Genomic DNA, 21,374 nt, shown 5'->3' on the forward strand with positions numbered 1-21,374 from the left:
CCGTTATTAAGCTTATCACGGTTGCCCCTAAAGGGGAATCACTCCTCTATTTCTTTAAAGGGGAATCCGCCCCCCAGCGGATTCCCCTTTCCTTTTCTGCCCTGGTTTTGCACACCCGGTGTGTAGAATCTGGTCATTTGACCGGGCGTCACCATCCGGTGGCCAGCCAAATCTCCCGCTTCCCACCCTGGCATGTTTTTTGCGTTGATTTTTGCACAGGGTGGAGACCACGGGGGCTCTGCCACTCTGGATAAGGGGGCGTAACAGATGGAAATGGAAACCACCCTGTCTCCCCGGGACAGGCAAAAATTCCGGCATTTTAAGACCATTGCCGCCTATGTCATGGTTATGCTGGCCTTATTGATTTTATGGACAGGAACGGATTTCCTGAAAGAAGCCGTCTTTAAACATTACTTTAACCCCAGCCGCCATATGGTGGTCGACCAGGACCCGGTCACCGGAGAAATCTACGCCTGGAAGGATGTGCTGGGCAATGTCTATACCCCGGACGATCCCCAGGTGAGGATGTTTCCCTTCGGCGTAACCCTTCTAACCCTGGTGGTGGGTCTGGTGGGCGTGGGCGCATACAACATCCTTTGCCAGCACTTTTTAATGGTGCTCATCCTGCAGGGTCAGCTGACCAGTTTGCCATCGCCGCGGCATAACTCACCACCCATGTACCCCTCCTACTGATTTAGTGCCGCCAAACCAATAAAGGACAGCCACGACCCGGGCCATTTGGCCACGGATCACTAAGAAATGGCCTCTTCAGGCAAACAGGAGCGGAACTGGTACCGTAGCCTCAACGGTCCCCGCATAGAATGCTTATTCAAACAAGACCCCCACGTCGCCTGTGGCGGCACCAACAGAGGAACGAAAATGTATTTTCAGGGCAGAAGCGGGCCAAAGGCAATCTACCGCCGGGCTGTTTGCGGGATGTTCATATCGCAAATATCCATATAGTCCATACCCAACCCACCGGGACCCGTTTACGGGTCCTTTTTATCATCCGGCGCCGGTAATTGTTCAGTAAAACGCCACCACCGGCACCATAAGGAAGTCACTGAACATTTACCGACGCTGCAAATATTTCCGTGATGGACATTGGCCTGGTACAGTAGTATAGTCATAAGAGAAGCCTTACAGGGTGAAATTCTATGATCAGGACCGGAAGATTGGGCAACCTGTTATTAATGGCCATTGCCTTGCTGCTGCTCTTTCCCGTGGCCTTGACCTTTTATATGGTTAAAATAGTGAATAACAGCGAACTGGCCCTGCTGGAAAACCAGAAGGCCAAGCTGGCCCGGGTGCTGGATGACCTGGACAGTGGCGTAAACCAGAGCTTTGAAGAGATTCTGGCCGCCAGGGGGGCCAGGGATGCTCCCCGCTCCGAACAGGCCAGGGTTTTAAATGAAGCCCTGCGCCCACCCATCGAACAGCTGTCATTGAAATATGCCCGGGTGCAAATGGGTTTTTATTACCCGGCGCTGGACCTGATCCTGGACGGCAGCAACGGCCCGCCCAAAGAGATCCCCCGGCGGCAGAAAAGTGCCATCAACGAGGCCCTCTCCACCCGGCGCCAGGTGATGCAAAGCCTGGGACAGGGGGCGGATGCGGTGCTGGAAGTTTACCGCCCGTACTACCGCCAGGGCCAGCTGGCCGGGGTGATCTGGGCCACGGAAAACCTGGGCCATACCGGATTTTACGACCGGATCCGCCAGATGGAGACCAACTCCTATGCCGCCATCGGCCTGGGCCTTTTTCTGGGACTGGGCGGGGCGCTGGCTTTAATGCATGGATTCGTACGCAGCGTGGAGAAAATTAAGGACGGCCTGAAAGTACTGGAACAGGATCTGAACCGTCCCCTGCCCCCGGCGCCGGGTGAGCTGGGGGAAATCACCCGGGCCATCAACCGGCTGGCCTCCCGGCTGGTGGATGTACACCAGTACTACCAGATAATGCTGGCCACCATTGACGACGCCATGCTGGTGGTGGATGTGCTGGGCAGGGTGATTATTGCCAATGCGGCCGCCGGGCGTCTTTTTGCCCTGCCGGAAGATTACGCCTACAAGCATTACCGGGAAACCTTTCCGCCGGGTTCCCCTTTCCCGGAGTTGATCAGCCGCGCCCTGGAAGAAAAAAGGCAGTACAAAGACTTAAAATTATCCCGCCCCCGGGAACAGGGGGACCTGGACCTGCTGGTAAGTACCGCCACCCTGCTGGACAGCAGCGGACGGACGGTGGGAGCGGCCCTGTACTGCCGGGACGTTACCGAACGGTTGCGCCTGGAGGAAAAAATGCACCGCCAGGAACGCCTGGCCGCCCTGGGCAAGCTGGTGGCCGGGGTGGCCCATGAAATCCGCAATCCCCTGACCTCCATCAGCTGCTATATCCAGCTGTGGCAGAAAACCAATAACCCGTCACCCCGGGCACTGGCCACCATGTACCGGGAAGTCACCCGGCTGGAAAATTTAATTGAACAGTTACTGTATTTCACCCGCCCGGCAGAGGCTAAATTTGCCCCCCGGGATTTAAACCAGGTGGTGGAAAAGGTTCTGCAGTTTTTCCGGGAAGTATACCGCACCCCCGTGGAAGTGGTGACCAACCTGGAGCCGGACCTGCCCCCGGCCTGGATTGACGGGGAACAAATAGAAAGGGTGTTGATGAACATTATTTACAACGCCCTGCAGGCCATGCCCGAGGGGGGGCGACTGACGCTGGAAACGGCCTTCGACCGGCCCAGTGATTCCCTGGTCACCACCATCAGCGATACGGGCTGTGGCATTGCCCCGGAGCATATGAAACACCTCTTCGACCCCTTTTTTTCCACCCGGGAAAAGGGTACCGGCCTGGGACTGGCCATTGCCCACGAAATCATCCAGGCCCACGGCGGCAATATTGAGGTGGAGAGTCATGTGGGACGCGGCACCACCTTTCGCATATACCTGCAGGTAAGGAAGGAGGAAACCCATGGCCAAACTGGTACTGGTAGTGGATGATGAGGCCAGCGTGCGGGAGGCGTTGACCGACGTGCTGGAAACGGCCGGCTACCGGGTGGAAACGGCGGCCGGCGGCCGGGAAGGACTGGAAAAGATCGAAAAGCTCTCACCGGATGCCGTGCTGATGGATATCCGCATGCCCGGCATGGACGGCATCCAGGTGCTGGAACAGGCCCGCCAAAAGAACCAGCAGGTGCCCATCATCCTGATCACCGCCTACGGCAGCACGGAAACCACCATCCGGGCCATGAAGCTGGGCGCCTTTGATTATATTACCAAACCCTTTAAGCTGGATGAACTGCTGGCCATAGTGGAAAAGGCCGTATCCACCCATGACCTGGCCAAAAAAGTAAACGCCGGAAAGCCGGAAAAGGACGGGCTGGAACTGGAAGAGGAAATCATGATCGGCCAGTCCCCGGCCATCCAGGCGGTATACAAGGCCATCGGCCGCATTGTGGACAGCAACGTCACCGTGCTCATCCGCGGGGAAAGCGGCACGGGCAAGGAACTGGTGGCCCGGGCCATCCACCTGAACAGCCCCCGCCGGGATAAACCCTTTATTAAGATCAACTGTGCTTCCATACCCGAAACCCTGCTGGAGTCGGAACTGCTGGGCTACGAAAAGGGCGCCTTCACCGGGGCAGGTAACCGCAAGCCGGGAAAATTCGAGCTGGCCCACCAGGGCACCATCTTTCTGGATGAAATCGGGGAAATGAGCCCGGCCACCCAGGCCAAACTTTTAAGGGTGCTGCAGGAGAAGGAGTTCGAGCGGGTGGGCGGTACGGAAACCATCAAGGTGGACGTGCGCATCCTGGCGGCCACCAACAAGAACCTGGAACAGTCCATCCAGGAGGGGAATTTCCGGGAGGACCTGTTTTTCCGCCTGAATGTAGTGGAAATATGGGTGCCACCCTTAAGGGAGAGAAAAGAGGATATTCCCGCGCTGGCTGAATTCTTCTTAAAGAAGTCGGCCCGGGAATTCAATAAAAACGTCACCGGTTTTTCGCCCCAGGCCATGCAATTATTGATGGGCTACCACTGGCCGGGAAACATCCGGGAGCTGAAAAACGTCTGCGAGCGGGCGGTGCTCATGGCCGTGGGACCGGTGATCACCACCGAGGAGATCCCTTTGAGCATCCGGGCCAGCCGGGAGGAGATCAGCCTGCGCCCGGAGCGGCAGGACATGTCCTTTAAAGAGATCATCGCCGATGTGGAAAGGCAGGTCATTTTAAACGTGCTTAAAGAACACAACTGGAACCGCTCGGCGGCGGCCCAGGCGCTGAAAATGAGCCGCAGCTCCCTGTACGCCAAAATGAGGGAACTGGGGATAATCAGCTAAATAACCACAGGTACAAAACGGTGAATCCCTCGAAAGGAGCCGGCAAGTCCGGGACGGGCTTATTAGTTTGCTGTGAAGTTTCAGGTTAATCAGGTTAAAACTGCCGGTATGCATGTAAATCCCTGCTCGGAAAAATGTTTATCGAAAGCAAAAGCCCTTTTGATTCCCAGACGCCGCATGGTGGTAAAACTGGCACAATCAACCAAACTCAAATTTCTCCGGTTGGCGGTGAGCAGGGCGCTGGCAGCCTGCCGGTGAAGATTATCATCGATCCATTCCAACTGCAGTACAGGAAAAACGTCTTCATGAAATGCCCTCACTGCCGCCATGCCTAACCGGTGCTGTACCAGGGCAAAGGTTTCCACCAGCACGTAACTGTTGCAGACCATGGCCTCGCGGGACTCCAGCAGATCGGTCCATACTTTTTTTGCTGCTTCGTGGTTTTCGTCGTCGGCGTCCAGAACGGCCAGAAAAGCCGAGGTATCCACATAAACACTCATTTGTCAAAAGCCTCCGCCAGGTATTTATCGTGGTTAATCGCCAGATCTCTCGTGCCGGAGCGGAAACGGCCGGCAATAGCGGCGGCGCGCCGGATTCGCTCTGCTGGTCCCGGGTCCAATGAAGTAGCAAGTGCTTGATCGATGCACCGGCGGATTAACTCGGCCAGAGAAACCCCTTCAGCGACCGCCCTGGCCTTCAAGGCGGCAACCTGCTGCTCGGTAAGCTGAATCTGAGTTCGCACCACTTTTATCACTTCCAATAGCATGATTACATTTATGATAACATTATGTCGGTCTGTCGTCAAATATATACTGCTCCGGCAGCCACCAAGAGGGACCCGGAACAGTTCAGCAAGCTGTATAAACAAAAAAATTCCGAAAAATTCCGGCTTACGTGGTATAATTAAGCCCGGGAATGCTGTTAAGACAGGCCTCACCAACCGGGGGATCTTCCCGAAGGGAGCATGTTTTGCAGTCAAGGTCCTCACTGACCCGATCCTGAACAGCCGGTGTACAGATTCAGGTCACCCGCGGTTTTCTTCCATGACCTTCTCACCGGGCAGGTCGCCCGGGTGAAGGTATCAGCGTCCTTCAACCCGGCAACTGACGGGGCCTGCCGGTTTTCCCCCATTTATATCCCCCCGCTTGTTCCAATTGGCACAATCCTTGCTGTAACATATGCTGCAGGAGCAAACAGATCAAACCGGTTTGCTGCGGCGCTCAAAAACATGATGGCAAGAGGTGTCGATGGAACCCGGAGATTAACCGGGTTAGTGATAGTTCGCACATTCCCTTATCTCTTTTTATACCATGACCGGCCCGTTTCTTAACCAGGCAGAGAATAAATATTCACCGGCCCCTGAAAACTGACGATTTTAGCCGAGGAGGTTTTGCATATGAGGAAAAACCCCAAATACAGGCAACCCCTGGCCATAGGCCCGCTGCTGGTGATGACCCTGGCCCTGGCCGCCTACTTTGTAACCTTTGCCGTCACCGGCACCATCAACCATCTGGTACTGGCCAGAGCCATCCTGCCGGCCTTTGTTGTCCTGGCCATGGCGGTGCCGGTGGTCTATTTCTGGAACCGGATTGCCGACCAGCTGTTCAAATCCTTACGCAAAGCGGTTCCTAAAAAACCCTGATACCGCACCAGATCTCCATATTATCAAAGAAAATTAATACCATACTTCGCGGTAAGCCTTTTCCTTTCATCCAGACCGGATCACCATTTTTAAAAATAAAAACCCGCGGCCAGAAAATAGCAGCGGCCATCCGGTAGACAAAAGCCGGCAGTTGATAGTATTATTCAACTAGAGAAAGTACCTGAAAGGATGTTCCGGATGCTGCGCTCCCACACCCTGGGCAATCAACTGCTTATCCTCATCGCCATACTGCTGCTTTTTCCGGTCCTGCTCACCCTGTACATGCTCCATGTCATCCAGAACAGCGAACTGGCCCTGGTGGAATATCAAAAGGCCAAGCTGGGTCGGGCGCTGGATGAGCTGGATCACAGCCTGCAGGGCAGCCTGAACGATATTCTGGCGGGCAAACAGGCATCCGGGGCAACCAGAGCAGAGAAAATCCGCATCCTGAATGAAGCTTTGAAAGACAAAATCGAACAGGTCAGCGCCAGTTACCCCCAGGTGGAAATGGGTTTTTATTCCCTGGAACTGGACGCCATCCTGGACGGCAGTGAAAATTATGAAGAAAACTTTTCCAAAAGAAGAAAAGCCCTTTTCCAGGAAGCCCTCTCCCGCCAGCAGACGGTTGTACAGACCATCGGCCATACCTCCGCGGGAGTGCTGGAAACCTACAAGCCCTTTTACCGCAACGGCCGCCTGGAAGGCATTGTCTGGGCCTATGAAAATATGGCCCAGACCAACTTTTACAAACGGGTGAAAACTTTTGAACGCAATGCCTACCTGATTATTGCGGCGGGGGTGATCATCGGTCTGGGCGGCACGTTACTGCTCATCCGCAATTTCGTCCGCAACGTCAATCAGATTAAACAGGGGGTCAAAAAGTTAGAGTATGACCTTCTCCAGAGATTGCCCGAAACCCCGGGCGAACTGGGGGAAATCAGCCGGGCGGTGAACAAGCTGGCCTGCCGGCTGGTGGAGGTACACAAGTATAATGAAATCATGATGGCCACCATTGACGACGGGCTGGTGGTGATCAACGCTGCCGGGCGGGTAATCATTGTCAACACAGCGGCGGCGCAAATGCTGGGCATGGCCCCGGACTGGCCGGACCGGCATTATCAGGAAGTCTTTCCGGAAGGCTCACCCTTTGCCGATCTCCTGACCCGCACCCTGGAAAACAACGAGCAGCTGAAAGACCTGCTCATCCCCTGGCACCAGAAGGGAAACGGCACCCAGCAGATACTGGTCAGCACGGCACCCATGGTGGATCACCGGGGGGAAACTATCGGCGCGGTGCTCTGCTGCCGGGACGTAACGGAACGGATGCGCCTGGAGGAAAGGGCTCACCGGCAGGAAAGGCTGGCCGCCCTGGGCAAGCTGGTGGCCGGGGTGGCCCATGAGATCCGCAACCCCCTGACTTCCATCAGCTGCTACATCCAGCTGTGGCAGAAGACCAACAACCCGTCGCCCAAATCCATCCGCACCATTTATGAGGAAGTGACCAGGCTGGAAACCCTGGTGGCCCAGCTGCTTTATTTTACCAAACCGGCGGAAGCCCGGTTCGGCCACCATGACTTAAACCAGCTGGTGGAAAAGGTATTGCAGTTTTTTACGGAAATACACCTGGCCCGCTTCACCCTGGTGCGCCGCCTGGGAGAAAATCTGCCCCCGGCCTGGATGGACCCGAACCAGATGGAAAGGGTGTTGATGAATATTATCTTCAACGCCTGCCAGGCCATGCCCGACGGGGGCACCCTGACCGTAGCCACGCACTACCACCCGGAAGAAAACTGGCTGGAAGTGACCGTCAGCGATACGGGATGCGGCATACCGGCAGAGAATTTAAAGCAGCTTTTCGACCCCTTCTTTTCCACCCGGGAAAAGGGCATCGGCCTGGGACTGGCCATCGCCCACGAAATTGTGCAGGCCCATGGCGGACAGATCGAGGTGGAAAGCGAGGTAGGCCGGGGGACCACCTTCCGTGTCTACCTGCGCACCCCAAAGGATGGTGAACCCGGTGCCTGAAAAAACAGTCCGTTCCCGTCCTGAACTGGCAGAATACCTGAATGAGGAAGAACGGCAGGCCCTCTCCCGCTACAGTTCCATTCTGACCACCTTGATTACCCTGGTGTGGGTGGTCTTTTTCTGGGGGGGTATCCAGTACCTGGACGAAAGGTTCTTTGAACACCGCTTCAACCCCACCCGCCACGTAATCGTGGAGCAGGACCCGGATACCTATGAAATACGTGCCTGGCGGGACGCCTTCGGCCGGGTCTACACACCGGCCGATCCCCACGTTAAATATTTCCCCCTGGCCGTCAGCGGGCTGGTCCTGCTCCTGCTGGGCGCGGGGGTGGGGGTGCACCAGCTGCTGGTGGGACATTATATAATGCTGCTGCTCATCCGCAGCAACCGCCTGGCCCTGCGGAAACGGTAAGTTATAAAGAAAGGAATCCACGTTGACCGAAGTTACCTTCCAGTATATAATAAAGTTAAACTTAAATGTAACTTTAGTGAAGCAAGGGGATTAAAATATGGAATTTGCCACCAGTAAAGAATTACGCCTGCGCACGGGAGAAATCCTGGAAAAGGTCAGGGCCGGCGGACGTTTTGCGATTACCTACCGGGGCAAACCGGTAGCCCTGCTCGTCCCGTTTGAAGAAGACGAAGGGCTTTCTCCCCGCCCCTATGCGGAGGCCTGGGCCGATCTGCAGCGTGCCCTGGAAACCACCGACCCGTACTACTCCGACTGGCGGGACGCTCTTCGGGAAAGCAGGCGGCAAAAGTGATCTTTCTGGACTCCGATATTTTCTTAATCGACCTGCGCTACCGGCGCGACCAAAAATATAGCGCCAATGCCGACTTTTTAGCTCAGCTAAAGAACAGCAAAGAATCAGCGGTTACCTCGCTCTTTAATGTTTTAGAAATTTGTGGTATCCTCTCTTTTAATTTAAATGCGCAACAACTAATCGATCTGTATCATCACCTGCCTGCCCGCTATAATCTGAAAATTTACCCGGAATTAAAACAAAAGATATCCCTGCCGCGCATCCCTGTGAAACAAATTCTCCAGGTTATACAAAACAAGGCCAGCTTCGGCGATGCGCTGATTATTTGCATTCTCCTGGAAATGGGCCCGGTGGTATCCCACCTGATAAGCTGGAACGCCAGGCATTTCGTTCACCACCTGCCCGTACCGGCCTTAACTCCGGCAGAAGCCCTGGAAGCCGGGATATTTAGACGTTAAGGCGACTGCATCTCATGTCAGGGCATGGCAAAATGTCGTATCATATGCTTTAAGCTTTAGAAAAGGAAAGGGGCTTTTTTAACTTCCGGCCGGGCAGGAAATGATCTATTTAGAGGCGAAATCTTTTTTAATTATATTATTCTGGAGGGTTTTTTTGAAAAGCGTTTACCGGCTGGCCAACATCTCCCTGGCCCTGGCCTTTACCGGCACGGTGGCCTCTTACCCTTTCCGGCACACCATAACGGGCGGGCTGATCCAGGCGGCCTGCGAGGCCGCGCTGGTGGGCGGCATGGCCGACTGGTTCGCCGTCACCGCCCTGTTCAGGCATCCTCTGGGCTTAAAGATACCACATACTGCTATTATTGAAAAAAACAGGGACGCACTGATCCATAACATCGCCGATGTGGTGCAGAACGAATGGCTTACCCTGGATGTTATACACGAGCAAATAAACAGTATTAATGTTACGGAAAAACTGCTGGGCTATTATCACACCCCCGCCGCCCAGGAATATATCCGGAAGCTGCTGTTTAACGCCCTCCATGACATCCTGAACTCCCTGGATATGGAGAACATATCCCATCTGACGGCCAGGCGGGTCAGAAGGTTTTTAAAAAAAGTGGATTTGAACCAGCTCTTACGGGCTTTCCTCAACTGGCTGCAGGAAAATGCCTATGATGACGAAATACTGGACTACCTGCTCGATGAGCTTATTGAAGTTATTGGGAATGAACGTACCCGCAAATGGATGGAAGTAGTCCTGGTTAAAGCGGTGGAAAACTACAGGCAGGGAGGCGGCCCCTTACGCAAGCTGGGCATTGATCTCTCCCTGCGACTGGACATTTTAAACTACGGGGAGGCCGCCTCCAACATACAAACCCGGGCGCTGGACTTCCTAAGGGAAGTACGCGCCAACCGGCAGCACGACTACAGGCTCAAAGTTAAATCAATGCTCTTTGAGACCATCGGCTCCCATCTGGAAAACAACGCCGGCCTGCGCGAATCCCTGGAAAAATGGAAGGACGAGGTAATCGACCGGCTGCCCGTGGAAAAAACGGTACAGGGGCTGCTCTACAATTTCAAGAAAAAGTTCGGCTCGGCAAAGCACAGCGGCACATCGGTGGCCATTAAACTGGCCGCCGGTTTTCTGGATGAACAGGTGGGCCTGCTGGAAAGGGACCACCATAAGAAAGAACAAATGGAAGGCTGGATTAAAACCCGCCTGCTCCGGGTGGTGGACGGGGAAGTGCATCCCCGGCTGGGGGAACTGGTGAAAGAAAACCTGAGCCGCCTGGACAATAAGACAGTGATCCAGATGGTGGAGAGAAGGGTGGGCAAGGACCTGCAGTACATCCGGATCAACGGCGCCCTGGTGGGGGGTTCCGTGGGTGTAATAATTTACCTCTGCAAGCTGCTCATCGAAAGGTTCTGGATTTAAGGGCTTAACCCCATAAGCATTCCCAGCGGTAATAACCTTCTCATTGTTAACTTTTTTCTTTCCGGTATATTTTACTGGCCAGCCATTGGCCGTCCCGTTGTACAAATTCCACTGTAACTCCCTGCGCCGAACCGCTGACCACCGTAAGGGGACCGGACTGTTCCGCCCGCGGGTCCGGCAGTTCCAGCAGCCAGCCCTGCCCCGGAGGCTTTTGCACCAGACCGTATTTGCGGGCCTGCTCCAGGAGTCCGGGCTCAGTGACCAGCTTACCGGCTTCCTTTTCCCGCCCCAGGCTTAAATTGTACACCAGTTCCACCAGGGTATTGTAGGCAAGGTCAGCCGGTCCAGCGCATTGCGGGGCTTATCCCAGTCCGGGACCAGGTCCACTGCTTTTTGCAGACTGGCAACGGCCTCCTCCCTCTGGCCCAATCCCAGATAGGCTTCGCCTATTCCCCAGTACGCTTCGCCCAGCATGCGCATCACCGGGTTCGGAAGACGCGCGGGGAACGTATCTCTGGTCACCTCACCCCGGGATGAAAACCGATCCGGCTGTAAAAGTTTGACTCCGGTTATCTCTCCGACAAGGCTTTGATAAACCGTCAGGGCTTCCTGATAGCGCTGCAGACCCAGGAGCGCCCGCCCCCTGACCGGGAGGAAATGTGCGTCGGGGGGGGAACCATTATTATCAAGTGCCGCCCCCTTCTCCACAGCTTCCAGAGCACCCTGGTAATCCTTTACCTTAACCAGGGCGTCAGCCAGGTAGTACCAGTAAAAACGCGGTGACAGCGGCCCTCCCTCTTTTATCCTCTGCCGGTAATATTCCACCACCCGGGGGAAGTAGGCGGAATAGGTGTCTTCCGCCTCGGCCAGCTTTTGCCCGTCCCAGCGTAATACATTTACCCAAAAGGCATCCCCCGTATCCCTTACCCAGACGGCCAGTTCCTGTTTGCCGTCCTGGCCGAATTCCCCCGCCAGATCCTCTACCTCCAGGCGGTGGTACCCGCTGGTGGCGATTCGTTTTAATCCATCACCCTGCCAGGACATGATATCCAGGCCGTCGCCGGCGGAAGCCCCGATGGTCCAGCCAATTAACAATTCGTCCCGTCCGTCGCCGGTAATGTCGGCCAGTTGCAGTCGCTCCAGGTTATAGCCCTTGCCTTCCTCCTGCCAGACCTTTTCCCACTTCTCCCTTTGTTGCAGGACCATCACGCCCACGCTGCCCTGGCTGATGCGGTAACCGGCAATTATTTCCGTTACGCCGTCCCCGTTCAGGTCCGCTACCCGGATCGTCTCCCGGCTTTTCCCGCCGGATGTTTTGTCATCTGTCTGTTGATCCGCCAGGAGGGTGGCCCCTGGGGGCAGGAAAGGCATGACAATTTGTTTTAGCTCAGCCGGGCTATAAGCTGCTTCAGCAGACGCAGCCTCCATTTTTACTACCGGAGGCTTGATCAGTTCCCCCGGGGTGGGAAACTGGGCACAGCCGTTAAGCAAAAGGCCGACCGCCACCAGTACTACAACAAGTACCCTGTTCATTGAACCGTCCCCTCCACAAAAATCTTCTTTTGCCAGCATTCAATCAAAAGGAACTTGAAAGTATTCTTACCAAATTATTCCCCTTTGCCGGGCATCACATTGGTGACAAAAACGGCCTTACCATCTTTTATTTGCATAACCGCCATGGCCTTAACCGGATTACCGTCCAGGTCAAAACCGCTGATCATCCCGCTGACGGCAGGAAATTCCTTCATGTTTTGCATGGCCTCCTTAATAGCGGCGGGGTCCCGGGAAGCGGCTGTTTCAATCGCCTGCAGCAGAATGCGGGTGGCGTCGTAGGCCAGGGCGGCAAACATGTCCGGCTCCGCACCAAACCGGGCTTTATACCTGTTTACCCATTCCCTGACTTCCGGCCGGGGATCACTGGAGGACCAGTGGGTGGTAAAATAGCCGCCCTTCATGGCCTGCCAGTCAATATCCGGGGAATCCCAGCCGTCACCGCCCATGAAGGTGGCCGCAATGCCCAGCGCCCGGCCCTGCCTGCCAATCTGACCGGCTTTAAAATAATAATCGGGGAAATAGAGAATAGAGGGCTTTTGTCGGGCAATGTCTTTCAACACCGGTGTAAAGTCCTCATTGGAAGACACATAAGCTTCATATACCGTCACCCGGCCGCCGCCCTTTTCAAAGGCTTCCTTAAATTTTTGTGCCAGTCCTGCCGAGTAAGCATTGCCCCGGTCGTATAACACGGCGGCAGTGCCGGCTTTCAGTTTGTCCAGGGCAAAAGTGGCCGCCGCGGTACCCTGCAGGGGATCAACGAAGCAGGCGCGAAAGACACAATCCCTGCGCCGGCCGTTATCAACGGTAACCCGTGGGTTTGTTGCCGTGGGGGTAATCAGCAGCACTCCATTCTCCTGGGCTACGGTGGCTAGAGGAATAGTGATCAACGAAGTAACCGAACCAACAATGGCGCTGACCCGGTCCTGCTTGATTAGTTTCATGGCCCCATTGACAGCCTCTGTGGCATTATTACGGTCGTCCACAATCACGCCTTCGAGTTTAAAGGTACCGGCCCGGTACTTTTTTTCTTCCAGGGCCAGGGCGAAGCCGTTTTTCACCGACTGGCCATAGGTTTTCAGGTCACCGGTAAGTGGAGCGATCAGCCCGATTCTGATCACATCTTGCGCTGGAACCGGCACGGGCTTTTGCGGTGCACCGGCAGCCGGGGATGAAATGTAAACCGTATTGGTTGTGGCGTCCCACTGTACATTCAACCCCAGGAGTTCGCTGATTGCCCGCAGCGGCACCATGGTCCGCCCGTCCATCAATATACCGCCATTGACCTCCTGCCCGTTCACAATAACCCTGACCGCCGGATATTCCTGGTACACAACAGGAACATCTGCGAAGGCCGGAACCGCCAGAACCAGAAACACGAAGAGGAGCGTAATCAATAATACCCACCTGCGCCGCAATTTAACAACCCCCCCGGATTTTGATTTGGTAAACCCGCTTTGACCATCCTGTTTTTCTGTTTCTCTTAAAAGACGATGGAAAAATTAAAAAAGTTCCCTGGCATGGCAGGGAACTTTTTACAATTATCTGAGCCCCGGTCTTTCTGCCGGAATTACGGTGAAATCACTTTTTTGCAAGGCTTCCCATAAACGGACATCCCAGCAGGCGGCAACCACCGGCGCCCTGACCCGTTGTTTCAGGATGTGGGCGACAGATAAAGGGAACTTAAATTCGTATCCTTTTTAAAATGATTCTCCGACAATAACGAATTAAAAACGATCCTGTTTCCATTTTTCCTGAATTTTGGCCGTTGCCTTGGTACCGGCACCGGACAGAACGGCCACGGTTGTCTCATCTACCGCCAAAAACCCCTGGGACCGCAGGCGCGTCATCCCCCTGGCCACCACGGCCGCAGTGGGTTCCACATATAGACCGCTCATGGCCAGGCTGCGTAAACCCGCCCAGATGTCCTTTTCCCCCACCGTCACAAAGGTTCCCCCCGAAATCCTGACCGCATTCAATACCTCAGCACCACGGACGGGACTGCTGCAGGCAATACCCTCTGCGGCGGTGGCTCGCCCTTTAAAATCAGATGGCGGAACAGACCAGCCTTCCACATGGGCTTTAAACAAGGGCGCACATGCTTCGGCCTGCACTGCAAAAATGCGGGGCAGGCCGGTGATTAAACCCTGCCCTTTAAGCTCCGTAAAACCGTAATACAGGCCCAGCACAAGGCTACCATAGCCGGCCGGCACCACAACGTTATCCGGCACCCGGCAGCCCAGCTGCTCCCAAATTTCAAAGGCCAGTGTCTTTACCCCTTCCAGGAAGAACGGGTTCCAGTTGTGGCTGGCATAATAGAAGCGGGAAGCCGCCTCCCGTACAGCAAGGGCAGTATCCTCACGGCTGCCGGGGACCCGGACCAGATGTGCTCCGCAAAGCTCGATGGGCACGGTTTTACCGGTGGACGTATCTGCCGGCACGTAGATATGGCAACGGATACCCGCAAGGGCACAATAGGCGGCCATTGATGCACCCGCATTACCGGAGGAGTCTTCGGCAATCTCTGTGACCCCCATCTCTTTAAGCTTGCTGACCAGAACGGAAATGCCCCGGTCCTTAAAGGATCCGGTGGGTAAAAGGTAGTCCAATTTAAAATATACAGGTGCACCATCCCAGCTGGTCTTAAAAAGGGGCGTGAAACCTTCACTGAAAGAGACCGGTTGCTCCCCCCGGACCGGTAAAGCTTCCCGGTAACGCCACAGGCCTGCAGGCCGGCCCTTGATTGCTTCCGGGTCAAAACAGGTATGGCCACGGTATTTAAAAGCGCCGCCGCATACACAATGCCACTGGAAGGTATCATCGGGGTAGCTCCGGCCGCAGGAAGTACAGATTAACATTTTTCTTTAACAATCCTCCCTCGCCCGCTCAATAGCCATTAAAGCCAGCATAAGGGTGGGGTCCAATTTGGCAAAGTCACCCTCGAGATAAGGAAATAAAAGAGGAATTTCCGTGCACCCCCCTATAAAGGCCAAAATTCCCCCGGCAACATAACGATTTAAAATTACATTAATTTGTTTCAAATATGCATTGTTTTCAATGTGGCCCGCTTTCACCTCGTCAATGGCCCGGGCCACAATTTCTTGATCCGGCGGCTCCGGCACGCGCAACTCCAAACCCCGGGCATGGAAAGCATTCTGGTACAGGTTCGTTTGCACGGTGGCCGTGGAGGCCAGGAGCATGATCCGCCCGGAAAAGTGGGGATAGTGCTGCTGAATGTACGCGGCGGCATGATCGATCATGCTATAAATGGGAACCTTTACTGCCTTCTGCAGTTCCTCGAGCCAGAAATGCGCCGTATTACAGGGCATAATAATAAAATCCACCCCCGCTGCTTCCAGAAGCCGCGCCGATTCAACCAGCGCGGGCAGGGGGCTTTCCGTCCCTTCCAGGATGGCGCATACCCGGGATGGTATTTGCGGGTGATTGTCGATAATGATCCGGATATGTTCCTGATCGGTTGCCGCGGGGGTATTTTTCACAATCTTGGCAAACAGGTCAACCGTGGCCATTGGCCCCATACCACCCAGGATGCCGATTTTCTTACTCATGATATCACCTTTCTTTGTTTAATGACCATTTTCACGGGAACTTGCATCTGGCCGGGAAAATATTCAGCCGTGCCTTTGTGGAGGAGGCCCGGAGGTTTTGTCCCGACCATGCCGGGACAAAACCTCCTGGCAATACATATCGTAAGGTAAAGGCAGGTTCACACACCAACTACACTTGCGACACCATCATCCTCGGCAACGGCTTTGCCGCCGAATTTATATAGCAAAACGGCGGCAATGGTATTGCCGAAAACGTTGATGGTGGTACGGCCCATGTCCATAAACCGGTCCACCCCCGCCAGGATGGCTATCGCCTCCATTGGAAGATTGAGGGAAGACAAAATTACCGCCAGAACCACCAGCGAAGCCGCTGGAACGTTTGCCGTCCCTTTGTTGGCAATAAGCGTGGTTAAAAGAATGGTCAGAATGGAGGCCATGTCCAGGTGTAAACCGTAGGCTTCGGCTAAAAAGCACACGGCCAGGGACTGGTAAAGGGCGGCCCCGTCAAGGTTGAAACTGTAACCCAGAGGCAGGACAAAGGAGACAATTTTATTGGGAATGCCCGTTTTTTCGAGAATGTTCATGTGCACCGGCAGGGTAACTTCCGAGGAACAGGTGGTAAAGGCCAGCAGCAAAGGTTCCATTACCTTTCTGGTGGTAGCAAAGGGATTCAGCCCCAGGGCGGCCACGATGATCCAGAATATTACCATAATAATCAGCAGACCGACATACATAAGCCCGATCAATTTGGCCATGCCCCAGATTACGCTACCCCCCTGGGTGGCAAACACCCAGGCCATGATTGCCGCCACAGCCACCGGAGCGGTGGCCACAACACCCTGGGTAAGCTTGAACATGGAGTTTAGGATTCCTTCCAGGAAATCGACGACAACTTTCGCCTTTTCACCGATTCCGGCCAGGGAAATGCCGAAGCAAATGGCAAAAAAGAGGGTTGGAATGATTTTCTGACCGGCCATGGCACTGACGATATTATCGGGAACTATATCTGTAAAAAACTTAACCCAGTCGATGGATGTGGCCAGGTTTTCCGGCAGTTTCCCCGTTGCCTGCAGAACTACGCCCGCCGCCGGATGGAAAATACCGTTTAAAGCGATCCCCAGGATGATTGAGATTCCGGTAGCCACATAAAACCATATGAAAGCCAGGGCACCGAGGCGCCCCAGTTGCTTCAAATCGGAACCCATCTTGTAAATACCCAGGGTCACCGCTGAAAAGACCAGGGGAATAACGATCATCTTAATGGCCTTGATAAATAAAGTACCGATAGGCTGGAGGGCGGCTCCAAAACCATGCCACAGCGTGCCGATGATACCACCAACGACCAGCCCGATCAAAATCTGAAGCCACAGGGGTGGAAGCCTTCTTCTTGAATTAGCCGCATTCTCCATTCCATGCCAACTCCTTTTTTATAAGTTAAATTAATACCCTATTATGGTACAATATTCACCGGTTCAACTAAACGACTAGGACCTCCAGGCGATGGCTTCGATTTCCAGGCCGGCATCTTTTGGTAAAGCCGCAACCTGGACGACTGCCCGCGCCGGCAGGCTGGAACCGAAAAAGCCGGCATAAACCTCGTTTACTGCGGCAAAATCATTGATGTTTTTTAAATAAATTGTTGTTTTTACAACATTATCCAGATCCAGCCGGGCGGCCTGCAATATGGACTGAACATTCCTGATTGCCCGGGCCGTTTGTACTTTTATGTCACCTTCCACAATTTGACCTGTTGCCGGATCCAGGGGCAGCTGGCCGGAGACAAAAACAAATTGACCGGCCTTGATTCCCTGGGAATAGGGACCAATGGCAGCAGGCGCCTTTTCCGTTTTTATTTGCTCTGGTTTCATTTGACCTTTCCTCCCCGATTGGCTCATTTATTCTATCCTGTCCTGATTATCACTCAATATTTAAGCTTCTGGTGGAACGAACTCGCTTCAGATAATTGTATACGGTAAATTTGGAGACTCCTAAAACCGCCGCCACATAGTCGACCGCCCCTTTAATCAGGAACGCTCCCTTTTCTTCAAGCAGCCCCACCAACCTCACTTTGTCTTCGGTTTTCATGGTAACCGGTTGCTTGCCCATAATATCAATTGCCTGAGAAATTAAAGATTCAATGGTTTCCTGGACGGTAACCGCAAAGGTCTCCGATTGATCATCTTCCTGGAGACTGCCCACCTGACAAAATTCACTGCATAAGGAATGAAAATTCAAAAGATCCGTCAAATCAAAATTTAGACAAAGAGCGGCGAAGATTTCCCCCCTGTCGTCCCGGATAAAAATTGTAGATGACTTCAGCAAACGGCCGTCTCTGGTGATTGTCTTGTAATTGACCAGATCTTCCGCCCGGTTGGCCTTCCGGCGCAAAACTTTTACCACCAGGTCGGTGACCGGCGCGCCGGGCTGGCGTTTGGTAACATTTCCGGCCAGGTAAACCAGGGAATGCTCCAGATTCTGCAAATCATGTACGGCAACTTCGCAATTGCGGCCGAAGGTTTCCGCCACCACCCGGGCGATGGACTTCAGGTTTTCCAACATCGTTTCCCTGATGCGGGCCATAACTGGTTCACCCCTTATTTCACATTCCACCACCTCCTGGATTAGCCGGACACCCGGTTATATCCTGCTAATCCGGCAAAATTACCGGCTTGAACAGTAAACATATTTCAGGCTTCCGGCAGATCGTCATCAGGTTCCAGCACCGGTACAGACACCTGCACTGTATCCGGATACTTCAGCCCGGTACCGGTATTGAGCAACAGTACCTTTTCATCTCCATGCAGCCAGCCCTGTTCTTTCAATTTCAAGGCAGCTGCATAGGTAGCGGCTCCTTCAGGGCAGACAAACGCTCCTTCAACGGCGGCCAGTCGCCGCTGCGCGGCCAGAATTTCCGCATCGTCAACGGCCACAGCACAACCGCCGGTTTCATAGATAGCCTTTAACACCAGGAAATCTCCCAGAGCCTTGGGCACATTGATGCCAAAGGCCACTGTATGCGCGTTCTGCCAGAACTGGGAATCCCCTTTTCTTTCCTGCCAGGCCTTGACGATGGGCGCACACCCGCTGGCTTGAACAGCCACCAGACGCGGCATTTTTTCACCGATCCAACCCATGGCCTGCAGTTCTTTAACGGCTTTATGAATACCGATGATGCCCACACCACCGCCCGTCGGGTAAATAATGACATCGGGCAATGACCAGCCGAACTGTTCGGCGATTTCCAGCCCCATGGTTTTCTTGCCTTCAATCCGGTATGGTTCTTTCAGGGTGGAAGCGTCAAACCAGCCGTATCTGGACACCGCCCGGCCGATTATTTTCCCCGCGTCGCTGATCAGCCCGTTGACCAGATAAAATTCGGCACCGGTGACGGCACATTCATTCCTGGTGATCATGGGAGCATCCGTGGGCATTACAATACAGGCCTTTAACCCCGCCCGGGCGGCATAGGTTGCCCAGGCACCGCCCGCATTGCCGTTGGTGGGCATGGCCAGCACCTTAATCCCCAATTCTCTGGCCCGGGAGACGCCCACAGCCGCGCCGCGGGCTTTAAAGGTACCCGAGGGGATAATCCCTTCATCTTTCAGGTAAAGTTGCTTCAACCCGTTCTCCGCCCCAATTTTCTTGAGAGGCACCACGGGGGTCATTCCTTCACCCAAAGAGACAATGTTGGTTTCGGAACGTACCGGCAACAGTTCCCGGTATCGCCACAGGGAGGGCACGCGCTGCAGCAGGTCATCCTTTTTCAGGACAGCGGCCGCCTTTGCCAGATCATAACGGGCCAGGAGCGGGGCGCCGCAGGAGCACAATTGGTGGGGCTGGTCCGGATCATAGGTTCTGGCGCATTTGGAACATTCCAGGTGGGTTAAATAGCTTTCCCGCAAAGTTGACCATCTCCCATTTTTTGTTTTATTAATACAATTTTGTTGTAATGCTTGCAAAAATTTTAGTACAACATACCGTCCCTGTCAATACCAAATTAAACTGCCCCCCGGTGGATTATTCCGCAAACCGGATTAATACCGCCTTCAGCCCTGATTATGGCACCCGGTCAGGGCATCCGGCCGGTCAACCCGTTAAATCCACCTTTACCGGGACGATGAAACAAAGTAAAATCCTCATGCAATCTCGATGACGGAATTCCCGGCTCAGTCAGGGCCCGGGGATCCAGCAGGGCCTCCACTTCTACGGGGGTGAGCAATCCTTTCTCCCCTAGCAGTTCCTTCACCGTTTTACCGGTATCCAGCACCTCGTGGGCCAGTTTACTTGCTTCCTCATAACCGATAACCGGACTCAGGGCTGTAATTACCCCTACACTTCTTTCCACCGCTTTCCGGCAATATTCCCGGTTAGCAGTGATTCCCGCCAGGCAGCGGGTGCGGAAAACATGGATGGCATTCCGGAGAATATCCAGGGATTGCAAGAGGTTAAAGGCAATGACAGGCTCCATGACGTTCAGCTCCAGCTGTCCTGCCTCCACGGCCAGGGCAATGGTTTGATCGTTTCCCAGAACCTGGAAGGCCACCTGGTTTAACACCTCGGGGATCACCGGATTAACCTTGCCCGGCATAATGGACGAACCGGGCTGCATGGGCGGCAGGTTGATTTCATTCAAACCCGCCCGGGGACCGGAGGACATGAGCCTGATGTCATTGGCCATTTTGGACAGGGTGAGGGCCAGTACCCGCAGGGATCCCGAAAATGCCGCCAGAACGTCGGTGTTCTGGGTACCGTCCACCAGGTGTTCCACTCCCTTTACGGGAAATCCCGAAATCTCCCGCAGGTGATTTAAGGCCAGTTGAATATACTCTTTTTTGGCATTAAGACCCGTCCCCACGGCGGTGGCACCCAGGTTCACATCATATAGGGCCTCCATAGCCGACCGCACCCGGACCATGTCCCTCTTCACCGCCCGGGCGTAGGCGCCGAACTCCTGACCCAGGCGAATGGGTACGGCATCCTGCAGGTGCGTCCGGCCCACCTTGATCACATCATCAAATTCGCCGGCTTTCTTCAAAAGTTGTTCTTCCAGGAAACGCAGTTCTTCAAGCAAGCGGTGGGCGAGCTTCAAACAGGCCAGGCGGATGGCGGTGGGGAAAACATCGTTGGTGGATTGGGACATATTTACATGGTTATTGGGAGAAACCACCCGGTAATCCCCCTTGCGTCCGCCCAGCAATTCTATGGCCCGGTTAGCCAGGACCTCGTTCACATTCATATTCAGAGAGGTTCCGGCTCCGCCCTGGATTACATCCACCACAAACTGATCCGCCAGGGCGCCGGCCAGCACCTCGTCTGCCGCCCGGATAATGGCCCGGGCACGTTTTTCATCCAGGAGACCCACTTCCACATTGGCCATGGCTGCAGCCTTTTTCACCATCACCAGTGCCCGTACCAGTTCCGGATGGGGCCGGTAGCCGGTGATGGGGAAATTTTCCAAAGCCCGGAGGGTCTGAATGCCATAGTAAACTTGCTCCGGCACCTCACGCTCGCCAATGGGATCGTGCTCTACTCTGGGCATGTCTTTTCTCCCCCTTGTTCCTGACAGATTTAATCCCCCACTTACGGGAG

Annotated in this window: 21 protein-coding genes; 9 read left to right on the forward strand and 12 right to left on the reverse strand. The window is 54.4% G+C overall.

Going from position 1 to position 21,374, the window contains the following annotated elements; genetic code table 11:
* The first annotated feature begins 267 nt into the window (after nucleotides 1-267).
* From GFC01_RS03500 to GFC01_RS03510, 3 genes are all read left to right on the forward strand, one after another.
* The gene (locus GFC01_RS03500; RefSeq protein WP_152945253.1) at nucleotides 268-693 is read left to right on the forward strand and encodes a hypothetical protein; all 426 of its coding nucleotides are present in this window, start codon (nucleotides 268-270) and stop codon (nucleotides 691-693) included.
* A gap of 464 nt (nucleotides 694-1,157) precedes the next feature.
* Nucleotides 1,158-2,999 (forward strand): two-component system sensor histidine kinase AtoS, encoded by a 1,842-nt coding sequence (atoS, locus tag GFC01_RS03505; RefSeq protein ID WP_152945254.1) that lies wholly within the window; start codon nucleotides 1,158-1,160, stop codon nucleotides 2,997-2,999.
* The gene (locus GFC01_RS03510) at nucleotides 2,971-4,338 is read left to right on the forward strand and encodes a sigma-54-dependent transcriptional regulator (protein ID WP_152945255.1); all 1,368 of its coding nucleotides are present in this window, start codon (nucleotides 2,971-2,973) and stop codon (nucleotides 4,336-4,338) included. Before atoS (GFC01_RS03505) ends, GFC01_RS03510 begins: the two co-directional genes overlap by 29 nt.
* Before the next feature lie 89 nt (nucleotides 4,339-4,427).
* On the opposite strand, the gene GFC01_RS03515 is transcribed toward GFC01_RS03510, so the two are convergent.
* Nucleotides 4,428-4,838, reverse strand: coding sequence for a type II toxin-antitoxin system VapC family toxin (locus GFC01_RS03515; RefSeq protein WP_152945256.1), 411 nt, complete (start codon nucleotides 4,836-4,838; stop codon nucleotides 4,428-4,430).
* Nucleotides 4,835-5,080: a ribbon-helix-helix domain-containing protein gene (locus GFC01_RS03520; protein WP_341473734.1), complete on the reverse strand. Its 246-nt coding sequence runs from the start codon at nucleotides 5,078-5,080 to the stop codon at nucleotides 4,835-4,837. Before GFC01_RS03520 ends, GFC01_RS03515 begins: the two co-directional genes overlap by 4 nt.
* 654 nt (nucleotides 5,081-5,734) lie before the next feature.
* On the opposite strand from GFC01_RS03520, the gene GFC01_RS03525 reads away from it, so the two are divergent.
* The 6 genes from GFC01_RS03525 (at nucleotide 5,735) to GFC01_RS03550 (ending at nucleotide 10,665) form a co-directional block, all read left to right on the forward strand.
* On the forward strand, nucleotides 5,735-5,980 hold the full coding sequence (locus GFC01_RS03525) for a hypothetical protein (RefSeq protein WP_152945257.1): 246 nt from the start codon (nucleotides 5,735-5,737) through the stop codon (nucleotides 5,978-5,980).
* A gap of 189 nt (nucleotides 5,981-6,169) precedes the next feature.
* The gene (atoS, locus tag GFC01_RS03530) at nucleotides 6,170-8,005 is read left to right on the forward strand and encodes a two-component system sensor histidine kinase AtoS (protein WP_152945258.1); all 1,836 of its coding nucleotides are present in this window, start codon (nucleotides 6,170-6,172) and stop codon (nucleotides 8,003-8,005) included.
* Nucleotides 7,998-8,417: a hypothetical protein gene (locus GFC01_RS03535; RefSeq protein ID WP_152945259.1), complete on the forward strand. Its 420-nt coding sequence runs from the start codon at nucleotides 7,998-8,000 to the stop codon at nucleotides 8,415-8,417. Before atoS (GFC01_RS03530) ends, GFC01_RS03535 begins: the two co-directional genes overlap by 8 nt.
* A 97-nt stretch (nucleotides 8,418-8,514) precedes the next feature.
* A complete protein-coding gene (locus GFC01_RS03540; protein ID WP_152945260.1) occupies nucleotides 8,515-8,769 on the forward strand; it encodes a type II toxin-antitoxin system Phd/YefM family antitoxin in 255 nt (84 codons plus the stop codon).
* Nucleotides 8,766-9,227 (forward strand): hypothetical protein, encoded by a 462-nt coding sequence (locus tag GFC01_RS03545; RefSeq protein WP_194174788.1) that lies wholly within the window; start codon nucleotides 8,766-8,768, stop codon nucleotides 9,225-9,227. The genes GFC01_RS03540 and GFC01_RS03545 overlap by 4 nt, the downstream gene beginning before the upstream one ends.
* Before the next feature lie 154 nt (nucleotides 9,228-9,381).
* Nucleotides 9,382-10,665, forward strand: coding sequence for a DUF445 domain-containing protein (locus GFC01_RS03550; protein ID WP_194174789.1), 1,284 nt, complete (start codon nucleotides 9,382-9,384; stop codon nucleotides 10,663-10,665).
* Between the two features lie 46 nt (nucleotides 10,666-10,711).
* On the opposite strand, the gene GFC01_RS03555 is transcribed toward GFC01_RS03550, so the two are convergent.
* From GFC01_RS03555 to GFC01_RS03600, 10 genes are all read right to left on the reverse strand, one after another.
* Nucleotides 10,712-10,972 (reverse strand): hypothetical protein, encoded by a 261-nt coding sequence (locus GFC01_RS03555; RefSeq protein ID WP_152945263.1) that lies wholly within the window; start codon nucleotides 10,970-10,972, stop codon nucleotides 10,712-10,714.
* Nucleotides 10,960-12,198, reverse strand: coding sequence for a tetratricopeptide repeat protein (locus tag GFC01_RS03560; protein ID WP_194174790.1), 1,239 nt, complete (start codon nucleotides 12,196-12,198; stop codon nucleotides 10,960-10,962). Before GFC01_RS03560 ends, GFC01_RS03555 begins: the two co-directional genes overlap by 13 nt.
* A 74-nt stretch (nucleotides 12,199-12,272) precedes the next feature.
* Nucleotides 12,273-13,634: an ABC transporter substrate-binding protein gene (locus GFC01_RS03565; protein ID WP_243137198.1), complete on the reverse strand. Its 1,362-nt coding sequence runs from the start codon at nucleotides 13,632-13,634 to the stop codon at nucleotides 12,273-12,275.
* Nucleotides 13,635-13,943: 309 nt separating this feature from the next.
* Complete coding sequence (locus tag GFC01_RS03570; protein ID WP_152945265.1) at nucleotides 13,944-15,074, reverse strand: threonine synthase; 1,131 nt, start codon at nucleotides 15,072-15,074, stop codon at nucleotides 13,944-13,946.
* Between the two features lie 6 nt (nucleotides 15,075-15,080).
* Complete coding sequence (gene cuyB, locus GFC01_RS03575) at nucleotides 15,081-15,785, reverse strand: cysteate racemase (protein ID WP_152945266.1); 705 nt, start codon at nucleotides 15,783-15,785, stop codon at nucleotides 15,081-15,083.
* Nucleotides 15,786-15,943: 158 nt separating this feature from the next.
* Complete coding sequence (locus tag GFC01_RS03580) at nucleotides 15,944-17,194, reverse strand: dicarboxylate/amino acid:cation symporter (RefSeq protein WP_152945267.1); 1,251 nt, start codon at nucleotides 17,192-17,194, stop codon at nucleotides 15,944-15,946.
* Between the two features lie 75 nt (nucleotides 17,195-17,269).
* Nucleotides 17,270-17,653, reverse strand: coding sequence for a RidA family protein (locus tag GFC01_RS03585; protein ID WP_152945268.1), 384 nt, complete (start codon nucleotides 17,651-17,653; stop codon nucleotides 17,270-17,272).
* Between the two features lie 49 nt (nucleotides 17,654-17,702).
* Nucleotides 17,703-18,365 (reverse strand): helix-turn-helix transcriptional regulator, encoded by a 663-nt coding sequence (locus tag GFC01_RS03590; RefSeq protein WP_152945269.1) that lies wholly within the window; start codon nucleotides 18,363-18,365, stop codon nucleotides 17,703-17,705.
* A gap of 107 nt (nucleotides 18,366-18,472) precedes the next feature.
* Entirely contained in the window at nucleotides 18,473-19,687 is a 1,215-nt protein-coding gene (locus tag GFC01_RS03595) for a threonine synthase (RefSeq protein WP_152945270.1), read from the reverse strand.
* 167 nt (nucleotides 19,688-19,854) lie between these two features.
* Nucleotides 19,855-21,324 carry an aspartate ammonia-lyase gene (locus tag GFC01_RS03600; RefSeq protein WP_152945271.1) on the reverse strand — a complete coding sequence of 490 codons (1,470 nt, stop codon included), beginning with the start codon at nucleotides 21,322-21,324 and terminating at the stop codon, nucleotides 19,855-19,857.
* Nucleotides 21,325-21,374 lie beyond the last annotated feature (50 nt).

Source organism: Desulfofundulus thermobenzoicus (assembly GCF_009428905.1).
GTDB classification, from domain to species: Bacteria; Bacillota; Desulfotomaculia; order Desulfotomaculales; family Desulfovirgulaceae; genus Desulfofundulus_A; species Desulfofundulus_A thermobenzoicus.

Bases quoted from the DNA above. Each gene is read 5' to 3' on its own strand.
- GFC01_RS03500 (WP_152945253.1), top strand. From the start codon at position 268: ATGGAAATGGAAACCACCCTGTCTCCCCGGGACAGGCAAAAATTCCGG.
- GFC01_RS03570 (WP_152945265.1), bottom strand. From the start codon at position 15,074: ATGTTAATCTGTACTTCCTGCGGCCGGAGCTACCCCGATGATACCTTC.
- GFC01_RS03525 (WP_152945257.1), top strand. From the start codon at position 5,735: ATGAGGAAAAACCCCAAATACAGGCAACCCCTGGCCATAGGCCCGCTG.
- GFC01_RS03510 (WP_152945255.1), top strand. From the start codon at position 2,971: ATGGCCAAACTGGTACTGGTAGTGGATGATGAGGCCAGCGTGCGGGAG.
- atoS (WP_152945254.1), top strand. From the start codon at position 1,158: ATGATCAGGACCGGAAGATTGGGCAACCTGTTATTAATGGCCATTGCC.
- GFC01_RS03585 (WP_152945268.1), bottom strand. From the start codon at position 17,653: ATGAAACCAGAGCAAATAAAAACGGAAAAGGCGCCTGCTGCCATTGGT.
- GFC01_RS03540 (WP_152945260.1), top strand. From the start codon at position 8,515: ATGGAATTTGCCACCAGTAAAGAATTACGCCTGCGCACGGGAGAAATC.
- GFC01_RS03515 (WP_152945256.1), bottom strand. From the start codon at position 4,838: ATGAGTGTTTATGTGGATACCTCGGCTTTTCTGGCCGTTCTGGACGCC.
- cuyB (WP_152945266.1), bottom strand. From the start codon at position 15,785: ATGAGTAAGAAAATCGGCATCCTGGGTGGTATGGGGCCAATGGCCACG.
- atoS (WP_152945258.1), top strand. From the start codon at position 6,170: ATGTTCCGGATGCTGCGCTCCCACACCCTGGGCAATCAACTGCTTATC.
- GFC01_RS03600 (WP_152945271.1), bottom strand. From the start codon at position 21,324: ATGCCCAGAGTAGAGCACGATCCCATTGGCGAGCGTGAGGTGCCGGAG.
- GFC01_RS03590 (WP_152945269.1), bottom strand. From the start codon at position 18,365: ATGGCCCGCATCAGGGAAACGATGTTGGAAAACCTGAAGTCCATCGCC.
- GFC01_RS03560 (WP_194174790.1), bottom strand. From the start codon at position 12,198: ATGAACAGGGTACTTGTTGTAGTACTGGTGGCGGTCGGCCTTTTGCTT.
- GFC01_RS03580 (WP_152945267.1), bottom strand. From the start codon at position 17,194: ATGGAGAATGCGGCTAATTCAAGAAGAAGGCTTCCACCCCTGTGGCTT.